The organism is Marivita sp., assembly GCF_051251565.1.
GTDB lineage: Bacteria > Pseudomonadota > Alphaproteobacteria > Rhodobacterales > Rhodobacteraceae > Marivita.
Genome location: NZ_JBPOFB010000001.1, coordinates 39,043 through 64,865, shown reverse-complemented (window position 1 = coordinate 64,865; position 25,823 = coordinate 39,043). Strand labels below are relative to the sequence as shown.

Below are 25,823 nucleotides of genomic sequence, written 5' to 3'. Positions count from 1 at the left end.
GGGCCTTGCGCCCGCTCTTTTCTTTTGTGCACGGTCCAATTAGCAAAGCCTGAAAAGAGGCGAACATGACACCCGGCGCAAAACACCCTATCAAAGCTGAATACGACCGCGCCTTGCGGCTGGCACAAGCGGGCAGTTTGCACGACGCCGCCACCCTGCTGGATGCGTTGGCATTAAAACTGCCCACAGCCGCCGAATTTCCGTACAAACGTGCGCAGATCGCCGCCCGGCTGGGCGATATCGACAGTTGGTGCCTCAACATCGACACCGCATATGCGCTGCGCCCGACCGAACCTGCGATCCTTGACGAAGCTTTGAACGCGCATCGTGCCGCAGGCAACACCGACCGGGTTCTTGCCTTGATGGATGCCAAGATTGCGCGCGACCCGTCTTCCATTGCACCCCAGGCCGACAAGGCCCTGTTCCTCCAACAGACTGGCCAGTTTGCCGCGTCGGAAAAACTGTTTCGCAAGCTGCTGAAAAAGCGCCCCAACGACGCCGAGCTTTACAGGATGTTTGCCGCGACGATCCGGTTCATACCCAACGATCCCCTGATCGGGGCAATGCGACGTCTGGCAAAACATCCCCAGCTTTCCCCACAGGGCAAGATGCACGTGCATTATGCGCTCGCCAAGGCGATGGAAGACATCGCGCAGACCGATAAGGTCTTCCCGCACCTACGACGCGCAAATGCAGCACAGGCCGCGCTTTGGCCGGATGACGTTGTAGCGCGCACGCAGGAATGGGAGGCGGTTGTTGCCGCACAAGCCAACCTGACGTCACTTGGCGACAGCACAGGCAGCGATCCGGGCGTGATCTTTGTCACAGGCCTGCCCCGGTCCGGGACAACGCTGGTCGAGCAGATCATCGCCAGTCATTCACAGGTCCATGCAGGCGGTGAAATGGCCAAAGCGCTGCGCACAGCCTATGCCAGTTTTGGCGCAGGCATTGCCATGCGGCCTTTGGCGTCTGAACCCGTAGACGCGCTGAATAGCTTTGCCACGCAGTTGAACACCCAAATGCGCGTGCATGCCGACGCATCGAAACCATGGCTGACCGACAAGTCAATCATGGCGTTCCTGATTTACAGCCTGCTGCACGCAACCCTGCCCAATGCGCGCTTCATCGTGGTTCACCGCGATCCGCGTGACATCGCAGTGTCGATCTACAAGAACTATTTCAACGGCGGTACGCATCGCTATGCCAATGATCTTGCAACCATCGCCGACACAATCAAGAGCTTCCGCCGGATTGTCGCCCATTGGCGCAAAATTCTGCCGGATAGGTTTACCGAGATACGTTACGAAGACCTCGTAGCCGACCCTGACACACAGTCGAGGCATCTAATCTTGGCCGCAGGTCTGGAGTGGGAAGAGCAGTGTCTCAATTTCCACCAAAGCACAGGCACGGTGAAGACACTTAGCCTGCATCAGGTCCGCCAACCGATCTATCAGAGCTCAGCCGCCGCATGGCGCCGCTATGAAGCTGACTTGCAACCCTTCTTTGACGCCTGGGGAGACACACCATGGGATTGACTGACATCACCGCCCGCATCGCCAAAGCAGCCCAAGAGGCGGGGCGCGATCCGGTCGATGTGGCCCTCATTGCAGTGTCCAAGGTCCAGCCGAATGACCGGGTTGAAGCTGTTCTCAAGGAAGGGCATCGCGTCTTTGGCGAGAACCGTGTGCAAGAAGCTGCTGGCAAATGGCCGGATTTTTGCAACCGCTATGACGGCGTCAACCTGCACTTGATTGGCCCTTTACAAAGCAACAAGGCCCGTCAGGCGTTTGAGATGTTCGATGTCATTCACACGCTCGATCGCTCCAAACTGGCGCACACCTTTGCCCGGATCGCACAAGACATGGGACAGTGCCCGTCACTGTTCATTCAGGTCAACACAGGCGAAGAGCCACAGAAGGCTGGCATCACGCCTGCGGAAACAGACGCCTTTGTCCAGGAATGCCGTGCGCTTGATCTCCCGGTGCAGGGGCTGATGTGTATTCCACCCGTAGACGAAACCCCGTCGCTACATTTTGCGCTGTTGCGCAAACTGGCAGAGCGCAACGGCCTGACGGGGCTTTCGATGGGCATGAGTGATGATTTTGATCAGGCCATCGCCTTTGGCGCGACCCATATCCGCGTAGGTTCTGCACTGTTTGGTGCGCGAGTGCCTGCGGAAGGCTAGCAGGCGTCCTGCACCGTCAACCTCTGTTCGATGCAATCAGTACGAGCGTTGATTGACGCGATGCACTAACTTGCACAGGCGTTGCGCTTTCGTGCGTTACCGAAAAAAACAAAAAACCCCGGCAAAACCGGGGCCTTTTCATTCAGTGACGCAGAAAAGCTTAGTGGAGCTTTTGGCCGACTTCGGCAATCGCAACGTCGATGCTTTGGGCCGCATCCTTGGCCGTCATCTGCTTTGTCACCACGTCACGCGCTGCGTTGATCGCAACAGCGATTGCGCGATCCCGCACTTCCTTGACAGCACCGGCCTGCGCAGACGCGATCTGATCTTGGGCGGCAGCCAACCGGCGCGCGATCGACTTTTCCAAATCGGCGCGGGCTTGCTCACCGGCCAGAACCGCTTCGTCTTTAGCGTGCGCAATGATGCGGTCCGCCTGTTCCTGAACTTCGCGCTGGCGGCGCTCGTACGAGGCCAGCAGGGCTTGCGCTTCTTCACGCAGGGCCTTGGCTTCGTCCAGCTCGCTGCGGATACCCTCAGCGCGCTTGTCCAGCATGCCACCCAAAAGCGTTGGCACCTTGAAATAGAGCACGATGCCGATGAACACGAAAAAGCCGATGGTCACGACAAAATCTGTGTTCGCCAATGAGAAGAACGGTTTGTCACCAGCGGCAAGCGCCGGGCTGGCGATCAGGGTTGCCGCGGCAATGGTCATGATACGTTGCATAGCGCTCACCCCTTCATCTGTGCATCAACGGCTGCGGCAACCGCAGCATCGTCAACCTGTCCACCCAGAGCCGCGACAATGGCCCCTGTGGTGTCTTTGGCCACGGCTTCGACGCTTTCAACAGCCGATGCGCGAATGGCCAAAATTGCTTTTTCCGATTCCGCAGCCTTTGCTGCAATCTCGGCATCGGCCTTGGCGATGGCCTTGTTCAATTCAGCCTGCATGTCGGCCTTGTTTTGCGCGATGATCTCTTGCGCCTGAGCACGCGCATCAGCGAGGGCCTTGTTATAGGCCTCTTCGGCCTCAACAGCCTTCTGCTTGAGATCTTCAGCAGCCGCGAGGTCGTTTGTAATTGCGCCTTGTCGTTCCGCCAGAACCGTCGCAATGCGCGGCAATGCGATGCGGGACAGGACAAAGTAAATCACGACCAGCGCGATCAGAAGCCAGAAAATCTGGTTCGGCATCCAGTCGGCGCAAAGCTGCGGCATCCCGATGGCGCTGCCATCCGGGCCTACACATGCGCTGGCTGTACCAGTGGGTTCGGTTGCCATGTTGTCCTCCGTCGGAACCTGTCGTCACATCGGGCGGGCCGTAAACAAACGGCACCGCCCGCGCGTAAGGATTATAGTCCGGTGCTTAGACGGCGAACATCAGCAGCAGAGCAACCAGGAACGAGAAGATACCCAGAGCTTCTGCAAAGGCGATGCCGATGAAGAGCGTTGCTGTCTGCGACGCAGCAGCAGAGGGGTTGCGCAGAGCGCCGGCAAGGAAGTTGCCGGCAACGTTGCCAACACCCAGAGCCGCGAGGCCCGTACCCAGACCTGCGAGGCCAGCGCCGATATGTGCGAGATCGCCTTCCATGTGAATTCTCCTTACGATTGGAAGTTGAAATAGTGAGTAAGGCGAGCAGGTTGCCCGCCAAGACGTTAGTGATGCGGGTGCAGCGCGTCCTTGAGATAGACGCAAGTCAGAATGGTGAACACGTACGCCTGAATGCCACAAACCAGCACCTCAAGGGCATAGATCGCCACCACACCAAGAACCGACAGCGGTGCCACGATGGCCAACGACGCAAAGGTCGCAAACACCTTGAGAACCGCGTGACCCGCCATGATGTTCCCGGCAAGACGAACCGAATGGCTCACCGGGCGCACGAAATAGGAAATCACCTCGACCACAGCGAGGATGGGGCGCAGCGCCAGCGGCGCGCTCGACACCCAGAACAGGCTCAGGAAACCTGCACCGTTCTTCACAAAGCCCAAAACGGTGATGAAGATGAACACACCAAAGCCGAGCACCGCTGTTGTTGCGATATGAGATGTCGGCGAAAACGACATCGGGATTAGGGCAAGGTAGTTAGAAAACAGGATAAAGATGAACAGGGTAAAGATGTAGGGGAAGTATTTCAGGCCATCCTTGCCCGTGACATCCTCAACCATCTTGTAGACGAACCCGTAAGCCAGCTCAGCAATCGACTGGGTGCGCGTTGGGATGGTCGCGCGCTTGGACGTGCCAAGCACCATCAACGCCAGCGAACACACAACTGCCAACGCAAGCCACAGGGTCACGTTCGTTACCGTGAACATGCCAACCGCACCATCACCAAAAAGCGGCTTCACGATGAACTGATCCATCGGATGGAATTCGGCAAGTCCGCCTGTTTTCGCCTCGTCAGCCATGTTCGTCCCCTTCGCCCTCGCGAGCCTGCGCGGCCAGTTTCTTGTCCTGAAGCTCCTGTGCGGTGCGGATCATGACGTTGACCCCGGCCGCGAAGCCCAGCAATGCAAACAGCACCATCATCCAAGGTCCGGTGCCAAACAGCACGTCCAACCCGTATCCGATGCCAAATCCGATCCCGAGACCGGACACCAATTCGATCACCATGCGCCACGCATGTTGCGCTTGGCTGTAATGTTCCTCTTGATGTGGCTTGTCCTTGGGGGCCCCTTTGGCCGCCGCGATCCGCGCTTCCAGCTCTGCCAGCCTCTGCTTTGGATCGTCTTCAGACACGCACTCCACCTCGGTTGGAACGTTGGCCTTGTGCTACGGTGCAGCACGATCCGAGTCAAGGCAGTGTTGGACACGGCGAAAACGATTTCAAGATACTGATTATAATTGATAATTACCTAGGAAAGCTGCCTCAGACCAAACGGTCGCACGGACAATCAAGTCCAAAAAAGCCGATATCGCATATTCAACTTTTCGGTTGAGTTTCCCAGTCACCCGCGTCTACTGCGTAGCATGCCCAACACGCTCGACACCGTCTTTGCCGCTTTGGCCGATCCAACACGCCGTCAAATCCTGACGATGCTGCTAGAAGACGATATGGCGGTGACCGATGTGGCAGAGCCGTTCGACATGTCACTGGCTGCGATTTCAAAGCACCTGATGATCCTCGCCGGTGCGGGCCTTATCAGCCAGGAAAAGCGCGGGCGCGTGAAATGGTGCAAGCTGGAACCAGACGCGCTCAAGGATGCCAGCGTCTGGATGCAAGCCTTTGGTCAGTTCGAGGCTATTAATCTTGACGCGTTCGAACGCTTTCTTGAAACCGAAAAGCTGACATCAGAGCAATAGCCCCAACTCGTCCAAGAGTTGGGCGCAATCCATCGAAGGATTGCACCCGTGATCCGACGCGCCAAATCCCTGCAAGGGTATCGACCGCCTCAGGCCGCCAATCCGCGCCCCTTGAGCAAAGCCTCGACGCCCGGCATCCGACCGCGGAACTTGGTATAAAGTACATCCGCTTCCTCGGACCCGCCCGCCGACAGGATGAACCGTTCCAGCTTATCCGCCATCTCGGGATCAAACGCGCCGCCTGCCTCTTCAAAGGCCTCGAACGCATCGGCATCCATCACTTCGGACCACATGTAGCTGTAATAGCCCGACGAATAGCCGTCTCCGGTGAACACATGCGCAAAATGCGGCGTCGCGTGGCGCATCACAATCGCCTCGGGCATCCCCAGCTCGGCCAGAACCTTGGCCTGCGCCGCCATCGGATCAGCAGGTGCAGCCCCTTCGTGGAACGCCAGATCGACCAACGCCGAAGCGACATATTCCACAGTCTGGAACCCCATGTCATAGGTCGCAGCCGCAAGAACCTTGTCCAGCATGGCCTGTGGCATCGCCTCTCCGGTGTCGGAGTGTGTTGCGAATTCCTGCAACACCTCGGGCACTTCCAACCAATGCTCGTATAGCTGACTTGGCAGTTCGACAAAATCCCGCGCAACCGATGTGCCCGAGATCATATCATAGGTCACATCCGACAACATCTGATGCAGAGCATGGCCGAATTCATGGAACAACGTCCGCGCATCGTCATATGACAACAGCGCAGGATCGCCCTTGGCGAAGTTGCAGACATTCACCACGATCGGGGCCTGCACATCCGGGAACTTGCGCTGTGACCGCATTGTGGAACACCACGCGCCAGACCGTTTTGACGCCCGCGCGAAATAATCCCCGATGAACACCGCCACGTGTTTCCCGTCACGAGTCACCTCCCAGGCGCGGGCGTCCTTGTGGTACATCGGCACATCAAGCGGCGTGAAGGCCAGGCCGAACAGCCGCGACGCACAAGCAAAAGACGCCTCGATCATCCGCTCTAGTTGCAGATAGGGCTTTAGCTCTGCTTCGTTAAGCGCAAATTCCTCGCGCCGTCGCGCCTCGGAATAGTAGCGCCAATCCCAAGCCTGCAACGGGCCATTGACCCCGTCCGCGCGCATCCGGTCTTCAAGTAGCGCGCCGTCCGACACAGCCCGCGCCTTTGCAGGTTCCCACACATCCATGAGCAGACCGCGCACCGCATCCGGCGTTTTCGCCATCTCGGGCTCAAGCTTATAGGACGCGAAATCATCATAGCCCAACAACCGCGCACGTTCCTGTCGCAGCGCCAAAATTTCGGCCACCGCCGCGCGGTTGTCCGTCGCCCCGCCATTTGCACCACGCACGACCCAAGCGCGCCATGCCTCTTCGCGCAAGGATCGGTTTGGGCAGAACTGCAAGAACGGGACAATCACCGACCGCGACAACGTAAGAACCGGCCCGTCGGCCCCCCGCTCCTTGCCCGCAGCGCGTACCGCGTCAATCACAAAGCCGGGCAGTCCCTCAAGCTCGTCCTCGGCCAAAGCCCGCTGCCACTCGCGCTCATCCGAGAGCAGGTTTTGCCCAAACGCAGTGCCCAAAACCGCCAAGCGGCCTTTGATCTCTTTCATCCGCGTCGCCTCATCCCCGGTCAGCGCCGCACCCGCGCGCACGAACCCTCTATGGGTGAGCATCAACACGCGCGCCTGCTCAGGCGTCAGATCCAGCGCATCCCGCGCCGACCAGACCTGCTCAATACGTGCAAACAACGCCTGATTGCCGTAAATCGCTGCCGAATGCGCGGCAAGCTTGGGTGAATACTCCCGCATAATCTCTTCACGGGCATCGGTGCTGTCGGCGCCAGCCAGATTGTAAAACACCCCCAGCACCCGGTCCAGAACTGCTCCCGTGCGCATCAGCCCTTCAATGGTGTTCTCAAATGTCGGGGGTTCTTGGTTACGCGCAACCGCCTCGACCTCAGCCAACCCTTCTGCCATCGCAGCATCGATGGCAGGTGCGACATGCATATCTTCGATCTGAGCAAAAGGCGGCAATCCAAAGGGCGTGTCCCAAGTCTCAAGCAACGGGTTGGTCATCGAAAGCTCCTATTCGGTATGGTCAAAACCTAGGGTCGAGGCCGCAGAACAACAATGGCCATCTGCGTTAGGCGCGTCCCGTTCCGCACACGGGGCAGTCCGCGCGTGGCTTTAGCCCAATCTTCCGGGTCTCACCCCAAAGAGCGTCATAAATCAGCATCTCGCCCTTGAGCGCCTGACCGGCCCCAGTGATCAGCTTGATCGCTTCAACCGCCATCATCGACCCGATCACACCGGGCAATGGCCCGATTACCCCCGCCTCGGCACAGGATGGGGCCACACCATCCGCGGGCGCTTGCGGGAAAATGCACTGGTAACAAGGCGTGCCACTGCTTGGATCAAAGACGGAAATCTGTCCCTCCCATTGCGACAACGCCCCAGAAACCAACGGCACTCTGCACGCCACGGCCACACGATTGGCAAGATAGCGGGTTTCAAAATTGTCCGTACCGTCCAGCACCAGATCGTACCCACGGAACAGATCTTCAGCCATACCTTCGGTCAATCGCCGATGATAGGGCAGCACCTCAACATGCGGATTCTGCGCGATCATGGCCGATTGCGCCGAAAACACCTTGGGCATACCGATGTCGCGGTCGCGGTGGATCACTTGCCGTTGCAGGTTCGCGTTCTCGACCATGTCGTCGTCAATCACACCGATGGTCCCCACTCCGGCAGCGGCCAGATATTGCAGCGCAGGCGCACCAAGACCACCTGCGCCGATCACCAACACCTTCGCGTCGCGCAACGCCTTCTGTCCCGGACCACCGATTTCACGCAGCACGATATGGCGCGCATAGCGTTCCAATTCGCTTTCCGAAAAGCGCGCACCCCGTGTTACCTTTGGCGCGTCAGCTTGTTCCTTGACCAGCGCACGCCCCTTCAAGACCTTGACGACACGTCCATACACCACGGCCAATGCCGCAAACACGCCCAGCAAAATCCAAAGCGCAGCACTTTCCCCGGTGGCAAGCCGCAAGGGATGTCCCATCGGCAGCGCAATCTGAATGAACAGAACCCCGACATACAGCAGCCCGATCATGTAAAGCCGGGCGCGCCGCGGCATCTTCATGATCGCGCCCAGCCCCCAAAGCGCGGCAGCCATGGAAAAGACAACAATCATTTCGACACCCCGGTCGATCCAAACCCACCTGCACCCCGCGCCGTATCATCCAACGCGGCCACCTCGGAAAAGACCGCACGCACAACCGGGGCCACAACCATTTGCGCAATCCGGTCACCATGCGAAATCTCGAACGGCGTATCCCCGGCATTCATCACGATCACACCAAGCGCCCCGCGATAGTCGCTGTCGATTGTGCCCGGCGCATTGGGCAAAGTGATCCCGTGCTTCAATGCAAGCCCAGACCGGGGCCTGATTTGCACCTCGAACCCTTCGGGAATGGCCATCCGCAAGCCCGTCGGCACCAAGACCCGCGCCCCCGGCTCAAGCACAAGTGCGCCGCGATCGGGAAAATTCGCGCGCAGATCTGCCCCCGCCGCGCCCGCGCTGACGTAGGCAGGCAAGCCCAAAGACCGGTCCGCATCGTCACTCCACGTCAAATCAATCGTGACCACGTCCTGCCCTTCTTCTTTTTCCAAATATGCAAAATGGCCCGCCCACGCCGTCAGACCAGTGCATCGGCTATGCGCGCTGCCAATTGCCGCGCCACAGCGTCCTTGCCCATGCGTGGCCACTCCTCTTGACCAGCGTCCGAGATCAACGTGACTGCGTTTTCCGACCCGCCCATGATACCGGTTGCCGGCGACACGTCATTTGCCACAATCCAATCGCACCCCTTGCGCACGCGCTTGGCGGTGGCGTTCGCAAGGACGTCATCGGTTTCGGCGGCAAAGCCGATCACCAATTCGGGGCGGCCCTCTGTCAATTGCGACACCTCGGCAAGAATATCAGGATTTTCTTCGAACGACAGCGTTGGCAAGGCCCCGGCCACCTTCTTGATCTTGCTATCCGACGCGCCGACCACCCGCCAATCTGCGACCGCAGCGGCGAAAACGGCCGCGTCCGCTGGCAAGGCCGCACGCACCGCCGCCCGCATGTCGCGCGCGGTTTGCACGGGCACCACCTCGACGCCGTCAGGCGGCGACACCTCAGCCGGGCCCGTGACGAACACAACGTCCGCGCCCAGCGCCCGAAGGGCTGCCGCAATCGCAGTGCCTTGTGCCCCCGAGGACCGGTTTGCGATATACCGCACCGGGTCAATCGGCTCGTGCGTCGGACCCGAGGTCACGATGATCCGCTTGCCCCGCAGCGGCCCACCTGTCAGCGCGCCGACAACGGCCTCAACAATCTCCAAGGGTTCGGCCATGCGGCCCGGACCGAATTCCCCACACGCCATATCGCCCTCGTTCGGGCCCACCATTGACACGCCATCCCCGCGCAGCACCGCCAGATTGCGCTGTGTCGCGGCATGGTCCCACATCCGCACATTCATCGCGGGCGCAATCATCACCGGCGTGTGTGTCGCCAAAAGCAAGGTTGTCGCCAAATCCCCCGCCAATCCCTGCGCCATCTTGGCCATCAGGTCCGCCGTGGCCGGAGCAACGAGCACCAGATCGGCGACGCGGGACAGTTGGATATGGCCCATCTCGGCCTCATCCGTCAGGTCAAACAGGTCCGTATAGACCTTTTCGCCAGCCAATGCGGACACCGACAAAGGCGTCACAAACTCGATCGCCGCGCGTGTCATCACGGGCGTGACCGCTGCTCCGCGTTCGCGCAAACGGCGGATCAAATCGAGGCTTTTATACGCCGCGATGCCGCCGCCGATGATCAGAAGGATACGTTTGCCGCTCAACATAAGTCTCAGTCCTGACAGGGTTCAGCGCCTTTGTTACGGGGCCACAGGACAAAACTCAATCAGCGGAACGCCTCGCATGGATCGCCACGATAAACCGGGTTGGACCACGTGATCACGTCAAACACCCCCGAAGGAGGCGCATCTCCCTCGCCCTGCCCCAATGCGGCCAGCGTCAGCGCGGGGGCGGCTGCCATCAGATACACTGGCGCGCCCCAGTCCTTGCGGGCATGGCCGTTGCCGGTGATGACCACGACCGGCCCGCCATACGCCTCGAACGCCTGCACGGCAGAATAGGCCAGTTCCGCATCGCGCAATCGCTGGATATCCACCATCACCGGCAGCATCTCTTGCGGCATGGCATCACAATGTGCCGCCAGTTGCAGCGCCTCGCGCGCGGCCTGCTGGGTCTCGGGCAACGGATCAAGCAATCCAAACACCGTTGCATCGCCCCGAAACGCGGTGCCCACCCCGTCGGACATCGCCTGACGGGCCGCATCGCGGGGCACCGCCGCGCCGAAATACGCCGCATCGGGGGCTGCGGCAAAAATTGGGTAGTACATTGCGAAATCGGGCCAGCCGCTTTCGTCCCAGCCCAGCGCTGTTTCGAGTGCGGTTTCGTCAGCAATTAACTCCGGTGTCACCAGATCAGCCTGCGCCTGCGTCAGCATCTCGAATACCAAGGCAGTGGGGCCCAATTCCGCAACATACTCGGCCTGTCGCACGTGATGCCCCGGATTATCGTGCAGCTCCCCAAGGAACACCACGTCAGCATCATCAAAAACGCCCCCAGCGGCTAAAGCCGTGGGGGCGAAAAACAAGGGGAAGAAATACCGTATCATCCGAGGAAGTGATGCACCTCGGGGCTTTGCGCCTCAAGCGATTTGCGGATCTTGGCAAAGGCTGCCGCTTCAAGCTGCCGCACCCGTTCTTTCGAAAGACCAAGCTCATTGCCAAGGCTTTCCAGAGTGCGCGCGTCTTCCCGCAGCTTGCGTTCGCGCACGATGAAGCGTTCACGCTCATTCAACTGGTTCATCGCCATCATCAACCATTGACGCAACTGCGCAAGGTCCAGATCGGTCTCAACCGTTTCCTCAGCTTGCGCGCTGTCATCCGCCAAAGCATCAATCCATTCGCGGCCTTCATCCTCGGTCGACTGAGTTGCGTTCAGAGAATAGTCTGACCCCGACAAGCGGCCTTCCATCATCTCAACGTCGTGCAGCGGCACCCCGATTTCTTCAGAGATCATTCGACGTAGTTCGTGACCCTCAAGGACTTTGCCCTCGGCCGCAGCCTCACGCTCAAGACGCGCTTGGACCCTTCGCATGTTGAAGAACAGAGACTTTTGAGAGGACGTTGATCCGGTCCGCACAATCGACCAATTGCGCATTACATAATCTTGGATCGACGCCTTGATCCACCAGACCGCGTAGGTCGAAAACCGAACGCCCCGATCCGGGTCAAACTTGTCTGCGGCTTTCATCAGGCCCAGACCCGCCTCTTGGATCAGATCGTTCATCGGCGCGCCGTAACGCTTGAATTTCGACGCCATCGAGATGGCCAACCGCATGTAGGCGGTGATCAAACGGTGCAGCGCAACCTCGTCTCGCTGGTCGCGCCAAGCGTACGCAAGCTTGAGTTCCGTCTCTGCGTCCAGCAATTCTGCCTTCATCGCGCGACGAGACAGGGTTTGGTCGTTAAACGAGTCCAGTGCCATGATGCCCCCTGAGTGTAGTTCTTATATCATCTACGGCAGCAACCGCGTGATGGATCAAAGTTTCATCGAAAAATTTTAACGCAGCCCTGTGCGTCCCCGCTCAAATTCACAACCGTGATAGACCTGCACACAATTCACGATTGGGAGACGCCCTCGGGATGCGCTAGCGTTGCTCAAAAGGATTGCAACAGAGGGCTGCCCTGCATGACATATGAGCTTTTTATCGGCGATTACACCTATTCAAGCTGGTCACTGCGCGGCTGGCTGTTGTTCCGCAAACTGGGCCTGACATCGCAAATCCATCTTGTGGCATTCGACAAAGCCAGCGTTGCCGATCAATTGCCCCAGATTGCCCCCGCCCGCACCGTGCCCGCCATGCGGACCCCCGAAGGCACCGTGGTTTGGGAATCGCTGGCAATGGCCGAAGACCTGCACGACCGCCACCCGGACGGCGGCCTTTGGCCCACGGACCCCGCCGCGCGCAGTCTGGGCCGGGCGCTGGCCGCTGAAATGCACGCCGGGTTCACGGCCCTGCGCGGCGAATGCCCCATGAACCTGCGCACCGCCTATCACAACGTGCCGTTATCTGACGCGACACGCGCCGATATCGCCCGGATTGAGACCATATGGAGCCATGCGCGAACCAAATATGCAGATCAGGGCCCCTGGCTCTTGGGCAGCTATTCTATCGCGGATATCGCCTTTGCCCCCGTAGCCGCGCGGTTTGCGGGCTATGACGTGGCGCTGTCGAACATGGCACAGGCCTATGTGGACGCACACCTGTCCGACACGATGTTCCGGCAGTGGCGCACCATGGCGCTGGTGACCGGCAACACGCTTCAACGCTACGCCAAGCCGTTCGACACAAAGCCTTGGCCCGGTCCCAAACCGCGTGCCGCCACACCGGTTGACACCGGCCCCGCCGTCAACGCGACCTGCCCGTTCACCGGCGGCACACCAGCCTATTTTCTGGACTTGAACGGCACGATCTACGGCTTTGAAAACAAGCTGTGCCGAGACGAGACAGCCCATGACCCCGACGCGTGGCCCGCGTTCATGGCAATGGCAAAAGACCTCTAGCAGGGTAAAACAGCATCCTCAGACATAGGCGGGAAATCTCTTGCCAGAGATTTCCCGCACCCGCGTTAACCATTTCGCAACCATGATTGGCACAATCTCTGCAGGAATTGGGGACAAGACCACATGGTTGCGCACGCCTATACCGTCGCTTTCGAAGGCGTTGATGCCCGCATGGTCGAAGTCCAATGCGCCATCACCGCTGGCATGCCCGCGTTTTCCGTCGTCGGCCTGCCCGACAAGGCGGTATCGGAATCCCGCGACCGGGTGCGTGGCGCGCTCTCGACCCTCCATATCGCGCTGCCCTCAAAACGCATCACGGTGAACCTGTCACCCGCGGACCTGCCCAAGGAAGGGTCACATTTCGATCTGCCCATTGCCTTGGCGCTGCTGGCAGAGCTGGAAATCCTACCCAAAGATGCGGTGGCCGACACCGTTGCGCTTGGGGAATTGTCCCTCGACGGCGCCCTGATCCCGGTGATCGGTGCCCTACCCGCCGCTATGGCCGCCGCCGCGGAGAACCGCGCTCTCATCTGCCCCGCCGCTTCGGGGGCCGAAGCTGCATGGGTCGGCGGGTGTCAGGTCATCGGCGCAAAGGGCCTGATGGATGTGATTCAGCACATGACAGGCCGCACCCCTCTGCCACCTTGCGATCCCGGCGAGGTCACCCAAGCCGTAGACCGCCGCGATATGCGCGATGTCAAAGGCCAGGAACGGGCCAAACGCGCGCTCGAAATCGCCGCTACCGGTCGACATCACGTTCTGATGGTCGGCACGCCGGGTTCAGGAAAATCCATGCTGGCCGCGCGTTTGCCCGGCATCCTGCCCCCCCTGACACCAGCCGAGGCGCTGGAAACCTCGATGGTGCATTCGCTCTCTGGGCTGATCGACGCCGGTGGCATCTCGCGCCACCGCCCGTTTCGGGAACCGCATCACACGGCCTCCATGGCTGCCATTGTTGGCGGCGGTCGCACCGCCAAGCCGGGCGAGATCAGCCTCGCTCATAACGGCGTGCTCTTTATGGACGAATTCCCCGAATTCCCCCGCGCCGTACTGGAAACCCTGCGCCAACCGATCGAAACCGGCGAGGTCATGATCGCCCGCGCCAACGCGCATATCAAATATCCCTGCCGCTTTATGTTGGTCGCCGCCGCCAACCCCTGCAAATGCGGGTATCTCAGCGATCCTGCCCGCGCCTGTTCTCGCGCTCCAAATTGTGGTGAGGATTACATGGGCCGTATCTCGGGCCCGCTGATGGACAGATTTGATCTGCGCGTTGACGTCCCGCCTGTGGCGTTTCGCGATCTCGACCTGCCCAGTTCAGGTGCCAGCAGCAGCGACATCGCCACGCGTGTATCTGACGCGCGCAAGATCCAGTCGGACCGCTTTCGCCACCATCCCGCGATGCGCCAAAACGCAGATCTCGAAGGTGACATTTTGGATCAGGCCACCACCCTCGACCCGGCGGCACGCACGCTCTTGACCAACGCCGCAGACCGTTTCGGCCTTTCAGCACGCGGCTATCACCGTGTCCTGCGTGTCGCCCGAAGCATTGCTGATCTCGAAGCCACAGGGGCCATCACCCGCGACCATATTGCCGAAGCCCTCAGCTACCGATTGCCAAACAGCGGCAAGTGACCAAGTGCCAATGTCGAGGGACCATCAGGCAAGTACGGCCAAATCAACACCCGCAAGAGGGGCTCATGCGGGTTAAAGCTTCGCCTCGATCGCCTGCCAGATCATCTCGGCCACGTTGATCCCGTCAAACCGTTCCAGTTCCTGAATGCCGGTGGGTGAGGTCACGTTGATCTCGGTCAGGTAGTCTCCGATCACGTCGATCCCGACAAACACCTGCCCCTTTTCCTTCAACAGCGGCCCAATCCGCGCGCAGATCTCCAGATCCCGCTCAGACAGGCCAATCTTCTCGGGCCGTCCGCCCACATGCATGTTCGATCGCGTTTCGCCGGCCGCCGGCACCCGGTTGATCGCACCAACCGGTGCGCCGTCTACAAGGATCACCCGCTTGTCCCCCGCCGATACATCCGGCAGGAATTTCTGCACGATCAACGGCTCGCGCGAAAACCCGGTAAACAGCTCGTGCAGCGATGTCAGATTGCGATCGTTCGCGTCCAAACGGAACACCCCCGCGCCGCCATTGCCGTAAAGCGGCTTGAGAATGACGTCGCCATACCGCGCCTTGAACGCCTTGATCGTTTCCAGATCCCGCGCGATCATCGTCGGCGGTGTGAGATCCGGGAAATCCAACACCAAAAGTTTTTCCGGGTAATTCCGTACCCAGAACGGATCATTTACCACCAAAGCCTTGCCGCGCAGCCGGTCCAGCAGATGCGTCGAGGTGATGTAATGCATGTCAAACGGCGGATCCTGCCGAAGCCAGACCACATCGAACTCTGCAAGATCAACCTGCTCTTGCGGGCCAAGCGCCACGTGGTCGCCCTGCACCCGCTGTACGGTAAAGCTGTTTCCAATCGCCAGAATACGCCCCTCGTCATAGGCGAGCTTGTCAGGGCCGTAAAAAAACAGTTCGTGCCCGCGCGCCTGTGCCTCTTCGGCAAGACGGAAACTGCTGTCGGCATTGATGTTGACCGACTGGATCGGGTCCATCTGAAACGCGATTTTCATGTACTGCCCTTTGCAAACTCTGCCCTTCTAATGGCCCAAGGCACAGATACGTGCAAGATCGCGGCATCAGGCCCCCATGCTTGCATTCGGGATAATGTCGATCCGGCCCTGATCATCGACCAGCGCCACGTCCAACCGCGCATCAGTCAGCGATCCGTTGGGACAACTGCCCAGATAATCCTCGGCACTGAGCAGCAAACGCGCCATTTGCCGCGTCGAGACCCGTTGTGCGGCCTGAGCATGAGTGCGGCTTTTCTTGACCTCGACAAACACAATCGTGTCGCCTTCGGACAGAATCAAATCGATCTCGCCGCAACGCCCGCGCCAACGGGTTTCGCGCAGCGTCGCACCCTGGCGGCAATAATGGCGTTGCACCGCCAGTTCCGCGCTGACACCGGCGTGGTAATTCCTGCGCCGCGCTTCACTGACCGATCCAAGATCGTTCTGAAAATCAAATGGCATCCATTTCCCCTTTCAGCCTCACCCTAAATCCCAACCTTCTAATTTTCGCCTAACGCCATTGCCCGTTGATAGGCATCCCGCCGCGAAATACCAAAAACCCCAGACACTTCGCTTGCCGCATCCTTGACCGACAGACGCCCCAACGCATCGCGCAGCGCTTCGTCCAGTGTCGCCTGATCGGTTTGCACACCGATGCCGCGATCAATCAGGACAACGATTTCCCCTTTCGGAGTCTCGGTCACATATTTTTTTGATAAATCGGCCAAACTGCCCGCACAACGCTCTTCGAACTTCTTGGTTAACTCCCGGCACACCACCGCCGAACGGTCCGCCCCGAGAACCTCTGCCGCGTCGCGCAGCATTGCGCCAAGCCGTTTGGGCGATTCGTAAAAGATCAGCGTTGCAGGCACCGCCAAAAACTCGGCCAAGGCGGTTTTGCGCTTGCCCGAGCTGTTGGGCAGAAACCCCGCGAACAAAAACCGGTCGGAGGGCAATCCAGACAAGGTCAATGCGGCCACAGCTGCCGTCGCACCGGGGGCCGTGGTGCAGGGCAATCCCGCTTCAAGCGCCGCGCGCATCAGGTCGAACCCGGGGTCCGAGATCAGCGGCGTGCCCGCTTCGGACGCATAGACCACCGAGTGTCCCGCCTCGAGCGCCGCCATCAGCCGAGGGCGCGCTCGGTCACCGTTGTGATCGTGATAGGCCACCAAAGGACGATCCCGCAAAGGCACGCCGTGAATGTCCATCAACCGCCGCAAAGACCGTGTGTCCTCGGCGGCAAGCACATCTGCACCCGCTAGCAGGTCCAGCGCCCGTAGCGTGATGTCCCGCGCATTGCCCAGCGGTGTCGCCACCAGGTACAATCCCGGCGCGATATCGCGTGTCTGCCAATTCATGTCTGGACCCGCCTTTCGCGTTGTCTATTATTGCCCCCAATCAAAATGGCGCGCGCCGCGGCGTGACGCGATCAGGGAGTTCGTATTATGTTGGCTGTTTTGTCCACCCCCCGCAAGCTGTTGCGCAAAGCCGTGGCGGTGGCCGCATTTATGGGCCTTGCGGCCTGTGATCCAGCCATGATGGCAAGTCCCAGCAGCGACGCGGGCCCGCGTGTGAACACCAACGCCCCCGTTCCCGTGGCTCTTTTGATCCCGCGCACTGACGCCAATGCAGGTGCCGTAGCTGCCAGCCTTGAAAACGCCGCACGCCTTGCACTGGCCTCGCTTGACGGGGTGCAGATCGACCTGCGCGTGTATGACACCGGCGGCAACGCCCAGCGCGCCGCCGTACAGGCCGAAACTGCTGTCGCCGAAGGAGCCCAGATCATTCTCGGCCCGCTTTTTGGCGAAGCCGCCAACGCCGCGGGTGTGGCCGTGGCTGACAATGGCATCAACGTACTCAGCTTTTCGAACAACCCGTCGATTGCCGGTGGCAACGTGTTTGTTCTTGGCCCCACCTTCCGCAATACTGCAAAGCGCCTGTTGGGCTACGCGTCCCGGCAAGGCAAAAACTCGGTTGTGATCGTGCATCCACAGACCGTCGAAGGTGAATTTGGCAAGGCCGCGATCCAGGCCGCCGCGTCGCAGAACGGCGTCCGTGTGGCTGCGGTTGAAGCGTTCCCCTTCTCGCAAGAGGGCGTCGCCTCGGCGGTGCCCCGCATTCGCGATAGTGTCGCATCAACCGGTGCGGATTCGGTGTTTTTGACGTCAAACGCCGCAGGGGCCCTGCCCATTTTGCTGCAACTCTTGCCAGAAGCCGGGCTAAGCCCGTCCAACACGCAATATATGGGTCTTGCCCGCTGGGATGTGCCGCAGCAAATCCTGTCCATGCCGGGCGCGCAGGGTGGGTATTTCACCCTGCCCGACACCGCGTCAAAATCTGCCTTTGACAGCCGCTACCGCGCTCAGTTCGGACAAGATCCGCACCCGCTTGCCGGGCTTGCCTTTGACGGCATCGCCGCCATTGGTGCGCTGGTCCGCCAGGGCAGAACTGACGCGCTCAGCGCACGCGCACTCACACAAAACTCGGGCTTTCAGGGGGCCAACGGGGTCTTCCGCATCCGCCCGGACGGAACCAATGAACGCGGTCTTGCCATTGCGACCGTGCGCAACAATCAGGTGACCATCCTTGACCCAGCCCCATCCGGCTTCGGCGGCGCAGGCTTCTAAGTCCTTGACCCATGATCAGACGTCGGGCGCCGCAGCGGAGTCCGACAGCTTTGACGACGTGCTTGACGTTGCAAAGCTTCGCGACACCCTGTGGAATAGCTTCGGCGACACAACCGATGAACGTGACATCCGCGCAAGCGTGGTAGGCATCCTCAAGGACGCCCAGAAAACCGCGCGTGCGGCGATTGCCGCCCGGCTTGACGCACATCCACGCAACGCGCTTCCTGTGACGAAGGGCTACACTTGGCTGACCGATCAGCTTGTTGCGCTCACGTTTAAAATCGTCACCGAGCGGATACACCGCAACCCAAACCCAACCGAAGGCGAACGGCTTACTGTGCTTGCTGTTGGCGGATACGGGCGGGGTGAAATGGCGCCATTCTCGGATGTCGACCTGCTATTCCTGACGCCCTACAAAATCACCGCCTGGGCCGAGAGTGTGATCGAATCCATGCTTTACATCCTGTGGGATCTCAAGCTGAAGGTCGGTCATTCGTCACGCACCGTCAAAGACTGCCTGCGCCTCGGGGCCGAGGATTTTACGATCCGCACGGCCATGCTCGAACACCGTTTTCTGGTCGGCCATGAAACGCTGGCAGATGAGTTGGACAGCAAGCTCTGGTCTACCCTGTTCCGTGGCACCGAGGTCGAATTTGTCGAAGCGAAACTCGCCGAACGCGATGCACGGCACCTCAAGCAGGGCCAGCGCTACATGGTCGAACCCAATGTCAAAGAGGGCAAAGGCGGCCTTCGTGACCTGCAATCGCTGTTCTGGATCGCCAAGTACATCCACCACACTGACGATCTTGGCAAACTGGTGCGGGCTGGCGTGTTCCGCCCCGAAGAATTCGAAACGTTTGTCAAAGCCGAGAATTTTCTCTGGGCCGTGCGATGCCATTTGCACCTTGCCGCTGGGCGCGCCACCGAGCAACTGACATTCGATATGCAAGTCGAAGTGGCTGAACGCATGGGGTATACAGATCGGGCAGGACGCCGCGCGGTCGAAGTGTTTATGCAGGATTTCTTCCGCTATGCCACCTCCGTCGGCGACCTGACACGCATCTTCCTGACGTCGCTCGAAGCGTCCCAGCAAAAAGAACCGCCGCTTCTGATGCGGTTGCTGAAACGCGCCCCCAAGATGAAGGACGGCTACGAGGTGGTGAACAACCGCCTGGCCATCACCGACGATGCCGCGTTCCTCGCTGACAAGATGAACCTTTTGCGCATCTTCGAAGAAGCCCTGCGCACCGGCCTCTTGATACATGCTGACGCCATGCGCCTGATCAGCGCAAACCTGCACCTGATCGACCGTGACATGCGCAACGACAAAGAAGCGCAACGCATTTTCCTTGACCTCATGCTCAAGCATGGCAACCCAGAACGCGCCCTGCGCCGCATGAATGAGCTGGGTGTTCTGGCCGCCTTTATACCCGAGTTTGAGCCAATCGTGGCGATGATGCAGTTCAACATGTACCACCACTACACGGTGGACGAACACACGATCCAATGCATCTGGCACCTGTCCGAGATCGAAAACGGCCATCTTGCCGAAGACCTGCCCGTGGCCAGCTCCATCCTCAAGCATGGCGTCAACCGCAAGGTGCTTTATGTCGCCTTGCTGCTTCACGATATCGGCAAGGGTCAGAACGAAGACCATTCCGTGCTTGGCGCTAAGATCGCACGCAAGGTCGCGCCCCGGCTGGGCCTGAACAAACAGGAATGCGCCACCGTCGAATGGCTGGTTCGCTATCACCTGCTGATGTCCGACATGGCCCAAAAGCGCGATATCGCCGATCCGCGCACGGTGCGTGATTTCGCCAAGGCGGTGCAGACCCGAGAACGACTTGACCTGCTTTGCGTGCTCACCGTGTGCGACATTCGCGGTGTCGGACCGGGCACGTGGAACAACTGGAAAGCGGTCCTCATTCGCGCACTTTACCGTCAAACCCGCCGCGCGCTTGAGGACGGGATGGAGGCGCTCAACCGCGAAAATCGCGGCACCGAAGCCAAAAAAGCACTGCGCGACGCGCTTGACGGCTGGGACGCCAAGGACTTGCGGGCGGAAACCTCCCGGCATTATCCGCCCTATTGGCAGGGCTTGCATCTCACCGCCCACAAGGTGTTCGCGGAATTGTTGCGCGATATTGGCGACAACGAAATCTGCATTGATATCCACCCCGACGAAGACCGTGACGCGACCCGTGTCTGCTTTGCGCTGTCCGATCACCCCGGCATCTTTTCCCGGCTCGCCGGGGCGCTTGCGCTGGTTGGCGCAAACGTGGTCGACGCCCGCACGTTCACGTCAAAAGACGGGTTCGCCACCGCCGCATTCTGGATTCAGGACGGCGATGGGTCGCCCTATGAAGACGTGCGTATCCCGCGCCTGCGCGACATGATCACCAAAACCCTGCGCGGCGACGTGGTGCCGCGCGACGCAATGAAACCGCGCGACAAGATCAAGAAACGCGAACGCGCGTTCCGGGTTCCGACCTCGATCACCTTCGACAATGAAGGATCAGAAATCTACACCATCATTGAGGTCGACACCCGCGATCGCCCAGGCCTGTTGTTCGACCTCACCCGCACATTGGCCAACGCGAATGTCTACATCGCCTCTGCGGTCATCGCGACCTACGGGGAACAGGTTGTAGACACCTTTTACGTAAAAGATATGTTTGGCCTCAAATTCCATTCCGAAAGCAAACAAAAAGCACTTGAGACCAAACTGCGCACCGCCATTTCCGAAGGGGCTGCACGCGCCAAGGAATGACTTATATGATTAAGCAAGATTAGGAGGCCAAATTGCAATTTAGCTATACAGGCAACAATACGTTTTTCCTCGAACAATCGTTTTTCGACACCCAAGGCGTCCTGAGCGTCGCTGTCAGATCCGTCGCGCCAACCGAAATTGTTTTGGAGCATACGGTCTTTGTGACCTCGAACGTGACGGTCACGTTCCGGGGCACCGATTTTGCAGCCAATGATTTCGGTGTTTTCACAGATGGTCGGATCACTTCGGTTGAATTTGGCGGCGTCGGTGTGCGTCAGGCGACGATAACCGGGATCGACTGGGATGCCGTGTCCTTCCAAACCGCACTTTTCACAGCAGCGAACACATCGGACTATTCTGCTCTGTCTGCCCTGTTCAGCAGCGCGGGCCCCATAACAATCGATGCCAGCGCAGCGCTTGGGCCATACAATCAGGCGCTCAGCTGGCAGCCGTTCTTGCCTGACTTGACCCAGCCGATCACTTTCATCGGCTCTGCATTCGACGATGCCGTCGAAGGGACGTCTGGGGATGATATCATAAACACAGGCCTCAACACCCGGAACGGGGACCGCATCATCGCCAGCGACGGCAATGACCGCATTGTCTTTGATGTCCCCGACGGCACAAACGTATCCGGGTTCACGCTGGATTACGATAGGATCAGCGCGCCTGTCACGTTTGACATCAACGGAACCACCAACAGCGCCACGGTGACGGGGCCAGGCTTTGTCGACCAACTTGAGAACGTGAACGACGCCCTTGATTTCTATCTCGGCCTTGAAGGGACCGTTGGCGCAGACACCTATTCTATCCAGCTTGAGCCCGAACAGGTGGTTGCCGTACTTGGCGGTGGGGGCGCGGACAGTTACAGCATCGCGGCAGACGGGGCGATCCCGATCCTGGATTTCCTGTTTTCCAACGCAACTGCCGGGCTTGATTTCAACATTGGCACCGGCTTGATCGCAGATGACGGGTTCGGTTTTGCCGAGACGGTCGAAATCACGGGAACTCCGGATCGGTTGATCGTCATCGGTACAAATCTTGACGACCGCATCACTGACGGCGCCGAGGATCAGCTTGTTCGGCTCTTTGGTGGTGATGATTTGTTTATCGCCGGGCAATCCGGACAAGACAGTGTCGATGGCGGCGACGGCGTTGACACCGTCCGCTTTGATACCCTGTCTCAAGGCAACACAACGATCACCTTCCAGAATGACATCAGCACTGTAATTGACCGCAGGAACCCTGACGCAAGCACCGCCCTTTTCGAAGTTGATATCCTCGAAACCGCAGGTGGCGTGCAGCTCGAGCTTGGCAAACATGACGGGATCGGTCTGATTTCCGCCGCAAACCTCACCACGCTGACAGAGCTTTACATTGCCTATTTTGATCGGGCTGCTGATGCCCTTGGCCTGTCGTTCTGGGCGACTGCGTTTCAGAAAAATAACTTCAGTTTTGAAGACATCGCCGACCTGTTCTTCACTCAGCCCGAAACAACTGCGCTTTACGCTGATATGAGCGACGGGGATTTTGTCACCGCCGTTTACAACAACGTTCTGGGCCGTGATCCCGATCTGGATGGTTTCCGATTCTGGACAACGCAGCTTGCCGATGGTGGATCTACGGAAAGCGGGTTCATCCTTGATCTGCTGGCCGGTGCGCGCGCGACGACCGGGTCGCTCGCCGATGTGGCCTATATCGAGAACAAGACCGATATCGGGCTCTACTTCGCGGTTATTCAGGGGCAAAGCGACCTGGAGGCAGCCAATGCCGTGATGGATGCGTTCAACGGCACCGTGGGGAGCCTGTCTACCGCGCAGGCTTTGGCCGATGCAGCGTTCGCAGAGGCCCAAAGCGGGTCGACCGATCTGCTTTTGCCCGTAGTCGGCGGAATCGCCAACCCGTTTGCGGATATCGCATAACAAACGCACCCCCCAGTCTTGGCACAAACACCAAAACACTGCCCATCAGGGCCGTGTTTTTGGGTGCAGGACCGTAAGCACATCACCGCAAAGGCAGTCTAGGCTGACATCTTCGACACAGGACAGGGCGTTGCTGCACACTGAATCGGCTCTCAGACCATCTTGGTGCCTCAACTTGCGAACAAATCATTGACAAAAGGTAACGCCAACACACCGCCAATGACTTTGTATGCGCGCACCGCATAAAGACAGAAACCCGGCCAGATCGCGGTGTAATCCGCACAACCCCTCAGCCGTCACAGAGCAACAGGCACTTTTCGCCGGTCGATTTCTGCTCTACGCCACTGTCACGCAGAAGGAGCGCCATGAAACCTATTCGCCTCATTTCCGGTGTTCTCACCGTCGGCTTCTGGACCCTGATGAGCCGCATCCTTGGTGTGCTGCGCGAAATCATGATCCTTGCTTTGATCGGCCCCGGCCCCGTCATGGATGCCTTCGTCGCGGCCTTCCGCCTGCCCAATATGTTTCGCCGCTTCTTTGCCGAAGGCGCTTTCAACGCGTCCTTCGTTCCCATGTTTTCCAAACGCTTAGAGGCCAATGACGACCCCATCGGCTTTGCCAGTCAGGCGCTCAGCGGGTTGGCCTTTGTTCTGCTGATCCTGAGCGCCGTTGCGATGATCTTTATGCCCGGTCTTGTCTGGCTGACCGCCGGTGGGTTCGTTGGCGATGCCCGGTTTGACCTTACGGTCGACTATGGCCGCATCGTGTTTCCCTACATCCTTCTGATCTCTCTGACAGCGCTTTTTTCCGGGGTTCTGAACGCCACGGGCCGCTTTGCTGCCGCCGCCGCTGCGCCTGTATTCCTGAATATTTTTGTGTGTGTTTCAATGGCCTGGGCGGCCTACTCGGGCGGCGAAGTCATCCGCTGGCTGATCTGGACGGTGCCGTTGGCGGGCTTTGCGCAACTGGCTCTTGTCTGGGTCGCCGCTGACCGCGCTGGCATCCGCTTGCGCCCATCACGCCCGCGCTGGACACCCGAGATGAAGCGCCTTGTCGTTGTCGCCATTCCGGCCGCGCTGGCAGGCGGCGTGATGCAGATAAATCTGCTTGTCGGTCAACAGGTTGCGTCGCATTTCGAAAAGGCCGTGGGCTGGCTTTATGCGGCGGATCGGTTGTATCAATTGCCGCTTGGCGTGGTTGGGATCGCGGTTGGCATCGTTCTGTTGCCGGACCTCTCCAGACGCCTGAGCGCCCAAGACGACGTGGGCGCGAAACACGCGTTTTCCCGCGCGGGCGAGCTGTCACTGGCACTGACAATTCCGGCAGCGGTTGCGTTGGTGGTGATTCCACTTCCCGTAGTGACGGTCCTTTTCGAACGTGGGGCCACTGGGGCAGACGATTCCGCAGCCATCGCAGCCGCGGTTGCCATCTACGGCTTGGGCCTTCCTGCCTTTGTGTTGCAAAAAGTGCTGCAACCGCTGTTCTTTGCCCGTGAAGACACCAAATCGCCCTTCCGCTATGCGGTTTGGGCGATGATCGTGAACGCAGCTGTGGCAGTGGGTCTCGCCCCTGTCCTCGGATGGATTGCGCCAGCAATTGCGACAACTCTGGCCGGGTGGATCATGGTGGGCATGCTGGCGCGGGGTGGCCGCAAACTGGGCGATGTGGCGCGCTTTGATGCGCAATTCCGACGCCGGATCTGGCGGATTTGCGTGGCCTCTGCGGTCATGGGTGCGGTGCTTTGGGCAACAACGATCGCACTGGGTCCGTTCTTTGCCATGGCAGGCATCCGCTTTATCGCGTTGGCAGTTTTGGTCTGCGTTGGCATGGTCAGCTACGGCTTTGCGGGACAGGTGATTGGTGCCTTTTCCCTACGCGACTTCCGTAACGCATTCCGACGCCGCAAGGCCTAGTCGCGCTGGCGCACACGGTCAACCAGCTTGGCCCACCCACCGGGCACCAACACAATCGAAAGCACAAAGCCAATCGAGAACCCTGCAAGATCTGCAACCCATTCGGCATTCGGTCCAAACAGAAGTCCGAAAATCAGCTGGATCGCCAAAAGGAACCCGATCAGCGAAAACGCCCGGATCTGGCTTTCCCCAAGCGATCCAAGCCGCAGCCACAACAGATAGGTGAAACCACCGATCAATCCGTACACCGCTGGAAACGCACCTATAAGCGGTGCGAACCCTCCCAAGGTGACGGCATAAACCAACGCCCCCCCCGCCGCCGAGGCAAAAAAGATCGCGACAACAGCAAGGCTGCCCATCGCCTCGCCCACCATCTTGCCCAGCGCCAACAGCATCACCCCCGCAAACAACGCATGGGTAAAGCTGGCATGGACAAACGGGTAGGACAGAAACCGCAGCATATGCTCAACCGGCCAGCGGCCACTCTCACGCATCCAGGCGAAAATCTCGGACGAAAACGCGAACCGCTCTAACGTACCAAGCCGCCAACCCACCGCTTGCGGGCCGCCGATCAACCCGCGCGCGCCAAGATTGAACGCGATCTCGATCCCGATGATCACCAGAAACAGCGCGATCACAACAGGCGGCAGAGGATTGAGCGGGGGTTCGTTATGGGGATCGGTCACGGCACAGGGCCCTTGCTTGACGGCATTGGGTGCCATCGGTAAGGCACCGCAAGCACTTTTGCCA

General features: G+C 59.5%; 24 protein-coding genes. 9 read left to right on the top strand and 15 right to left on the bottom strand.

The features are described from left to right. The first annotated feature begins 65 nt into the window (after positions 1-65). Together ACSHXH_RS00325 and ACSHXH_RS00320 are read left to right on the top strand one after the other, a co-directional pair. On the top strand, positions 66-1,535 hold the full coding sequence (locus tag ACSHXH_RS00325) for a tetratricopeptide repeat-containing sulfotransferase family protein (RefSeq protein WP_435669755.1): 1,470 nt from the start codon (positions 66-68) through the stop codon (positions 1,533-1,535). Beyond that, on the top strand, positions 1,526-2,185 hold the full coding sequence (locus ACSHXH_RS00320) for a YggS family pyridoxal phosphate-dependent enzyme (protein WP_435669754.1): 660 nt from the start codon (positions 1,526-1,528) through the stop codon (positions 2,183-2,185). Before ACSHXH_RS00325 ends, ACSHXH_RS00320 begins: the two co-directional genes overlap by 10 nt. Positions 2,186-2,345: 160 nt before the next feature. On the opposite strand, the gene ACSHXH_RS00315 is transcribed toward ACSHXH_RS00320, so the two are convergent. The 5 genes from ACSHXH_RS00315 to ACSHXH_RS00295 all read right to left on the bottom strand — a co-directional run bounded on the left by ACSHXH_RS00315 (position 2,346) and on the right by ACSHXH_RS00295 (position 4,919). Continuing rightward, positions 2,346-2,909 carry a F0F1 ATP synthase subunit B gene (locus ACSHXH_RS00315; RefSeq protein WP_435669753.1) on the bottom strand — a complete coding sequence of 188 codons (564 nt, stop codon included), beginning with the start codon at positions 2,907-2,909 and terminating at the stop codon, positions 2,346-2,348. A gap of 5 nt (positions 2,910-2,914) precedes the next feature. Beyond that, positions 2,915-3,460, bottom strand: a complete 546-nt coding sequence (locus ACSHXH_RS00310) for a F0F1 ATP synthase subunit B' (RefSeq protein ID WP_435669752.1) — start codon at positions 3,458-3,460, stop codon at positions 2,915-2,917. Positions 3,461-3,545: 85 nt separating this feature from the next. Beyond that, the gene (locus tag ACSHXH_RS00305; RefSeq protein ID WP_435669751.1) at positions 3,546-3,770 is read right to left on the bottom strand and encodes a F0F1 ATP synthase subunit C; all 225 of its coding nucleotides are present in this window, start codon (positions 3,768-3,770) and stop codon (positions 3,546-3,548) included. A gap of 65 nt (positions 3,771-3,835) precedes the next feature. Continuing rightward, a complete protein-coding gene (locus tag ACSHXH_RS00300; RefSeq protein ID WP_435669750.1) occupies positions 3,836-4,588 on the bottom strand; it encodes a F0F1 ATP synthase subunit A in 753 nt (250 codons plus the stop codon). Then, positions 4,581-4,919, bottom strand: coding sequence for an AtpZ/AtpI family protein (locus tag ACSHXH_RS00295; RefSeq protein ID WP_435669749.1), 339 nt, complete (start codon positions 4,917-4,919; stop codon positions 4,581-4,583). The genes ACSHXH_RS00300 and ACSHXH_RS00295 overlap by 8 nt, the downstream gene beginning before the upstream one ends. A gap of 231 nt (positions 4,920-5,150) precedes the next feature. Here ACSHXH_RS00295 and ACSHXH_RS00290 point away from each other — a divergent pair, with 231 nt between their 5' ends. Beyond that, positions 5,151-5,483 carry an ArsR/SmtB family transcription factor gene (locus ACSHXH_RS00290; RefSeq protein ID WP_435669748.1) on the top strand — a complete coding sequence of 111 codons (333 nt, stop codon included), beginning with the start codon at positions 5,151-5,153 and terminating at the stop codon, positions 5,481-5,483. Between the two features lie 89 nt (positions 5,484-5,572). Here ACSHXH_RS00290 and ACSHXH_RS00285 read toward each other — a convergent pair whose 3' ends face one another. The 6 genes from ACSHXH_RS00285 to ACSHXH_RS00260 all read right to left on the bottom strand — a co-directional run bounded on the left by ACSHXH_RS00285 (position 5,573) and on the right by ACSHXH_RS00260 (position 12,121). After that, a complete protein-coding gene (locus ACSHXH_RS00285) occupies positions 5,573-7,585 on the bottom strand; it encodes a M3 family metallopeptidase (protein WP_435669747.1) in 2,013 nt (670 codons plus the stop codon). A 67-nt stretch (positions 7,586-7,652) separates the two neighbouring features. After that, positions 7,653-8,708 carry a HesA/MoeB/ThiF family protein gene (locus ACSHXH_RS00280; protein WP_435669746.1) on the bottom strand — a complete coding sequence of 352 codons (1,056 nt, stop codon included), beginning with the start codon at positions 8,706-8,708 and terminating at the stop codon, positions 7,653-7,655. After that, complete coding sequence (gene dut / locus ACSHXH_RS00275) at positions 8,705-9,163, bottom strand: dUTP diphosphatase (RefSeq protein WP_435670173.1); 459 nt, start codon at positions 9,161-9,163, stop codon at positions 8,705-8,707. Before dut ends, ACSHXH_RS00280 begins: the two co-directional genes overlap by 4 nt. A gap of 50 nt (positions 9,164-9,213) precedes the next feature. Further along, the gene (gene coaBC / locus ACSHXH_RS00270) at positions 9,214-10,407 is read right to left on the bottom strand and encodes a bifunctional phosphopantothenoylcysteine decarboxylase/phosphopantothenate--cysteine ligase CoaBC (protein WP_435669745.1); all 1,194 of its coding nucleotides are present in this window, start codon (positions 10,405-10,407) and stop codon (positions 9,214-9,216) included. Positions 10,408-10,466: 59 nt separating this feature from the next. Then, positions 10,467-11,246 (bottom strand): ChaN family lipoprotein, encoded by a 780-nt coding sequence (locus ACSHXH_RS00265; RefSeq protein ID WP_435669744.1) that lies wholly within the window; start codon positions 11,244-11,246, stop codon positions 10,467-10,469. Further along, entirely contained in the window at positions 11,243-12,121 is an 879-nt protein-coding gene (locus ACSHXH_RS00260) for an RNA polymerase factor sigma-32 (protein ID WP_435669743.1), read from the bottom strand. Before ACSHXH_RS00260 ends, ACSHXH_RS00265 begins: the two co-directional genes overlap by 4 nt. Before the next feature lie 204 nt (positions 12,122-12,325). Between ACSHXH_RS00260 and ACSHXH_RS00255 the strand changes: the two genes are divergently transcribed. Beyond that, a complete protein-coding gene (locus ACSHXH_RS00255; RefSeq protein ID WP_435669742.1) occupies positions 12,326-13,201 on the top strand; it encodes a glutathione S-transferase in 876 nt (291 codons plus the stop codon). 123 nt (positions 13,202-13,324) lie between these two features. Next, positions 13,325-14,836, top strand: a complete 1,512-nt coding sequence (locus tag ACSHXH_RS00250) for a YifB family Mg chelatase-like AAA ATPase (RefSeq protein WP_435669741.1) — start codon at positions 13,325-13,327, stop codon at positions 14,834-14,836. A gap of 72 nt (positions 14,837-14,908) precedes the next feature. Here the strand turns inward: ACSHXH_RS00250 and gshB are convergent, their stop codons facing one another. The 3 genes from gshB to rsmI form a co-directional block, all read right to left on the bottom strand. Then, positions 14,909-15,841 carry a glutathione synthase gene (gshB, locus tag ACSHXH_RS00245; protein ID WP_435669740.1) on the bottom strand — a complete coding sequence of 311 codons (933 nt, stop codon included), beginning with the start codon at positions 15,839-15,841 and terminating at the stop codon, positions 14,909-14,911. A 66-nt stretch (positions 15,842-15,907) separates the two neighbouring features. Then, a complete protein-coding gene (locus ACSHXH_RS00240; RefSeq protein ID WP_435669739.1) occupies positions 15,908-16,303 on the bottom strand; it encodes a YraN family protein in 396 nt (131 codons plus the stop codon). Positions 16,304-16,341: 38 nt separating this feature from the next. Next, a complete protein-coding gene (rsmI, locus tag ACSHXH_RS00235; RefSeq protein ID WP_435669738.1) occupies positions 16,342-17,199 on the bottom strand; it encodes a 16S rRNA (cytidine(1402)-2'-O)-methyltransferase in 858 nt (285 codons plus the stop codon). A gap of 87 nt (positions 17,200-17,286) precedes the next feature. Between rsmI and ACSHXH_RS00230 the strand changes: the two genes are divergently transcribed. The 4 genes from ACSHXH_RS00230 (at position 17,287) to murJ (ending at position 25,073) form a co-directional block, all read left to right on the top strand. Continuing rightward, positions 17,287-18,468, top strand: a complete 1,182-nt coding sequence (locus tag ACSHXH_RS00230; protein ID WP_435669737.1) for a penicillin-binding protein activator — start codon at positions 17,287-17,289, stop codon at positions 18,466-18,468. Then, positions 18,428-21,238, top strand: coding sequence for a [protein-PII] uridylyltransferase (locus ACSHXH_RS00225; RefSeq protein WP_435669736.1), 2,811 nt, complete (start codon positions 18,428-18,430; stop codon positions 21,236-21,238). Before ACSHXH_RS00230 ends, ACSHXH_RS00225 begins: the two co-directional genes overlap by 41 nt. Before the next feature lie 32 nt (positions 21,239-21,270). After that, the gene (locus ACSHXH_RS00220; protein ID WP_435669735.1) at positions 21,271-23,160 is read left to right on the top strand and encodes a DUF4214 domain-containing protein; all 1,890 of its coding nucleotides are present in this window, start codon (positions 21,271-21,273) and stop codon (positions 23,158-23,160) included. 365 nt (positions 23,161-23,525) lie between these two features. Beyond that, positions 23,526-25,073: a murein biosynthesis integral membrane protein MurJ gene (gene murJ, locus ACSHXH_RS00215; protein WP_435669734.1), complete on the top strand. Its 1,548-nt coding sequence runs from the start codon at positions 23,526-23,528 to the stop codon at positions 25,071-25,073. Here the strand turns inward: murJ and ACSHXH_RS00210 are convergent. Next, entirely contained in the window at positions 25,070-25,795 is a 726-nt protein-coding gene (locus ACSHXH_RS00210) for a rhomboid family intramembrane serine protease (protein ID WP_435669733.1), read from the bottom strand. The genes murJ and ACSHXH_RS00210 overlap by 4 nt on opposite strands. Between the last annotated feature and the right edge of the window lie 28 nt (positions 25,796-25,823).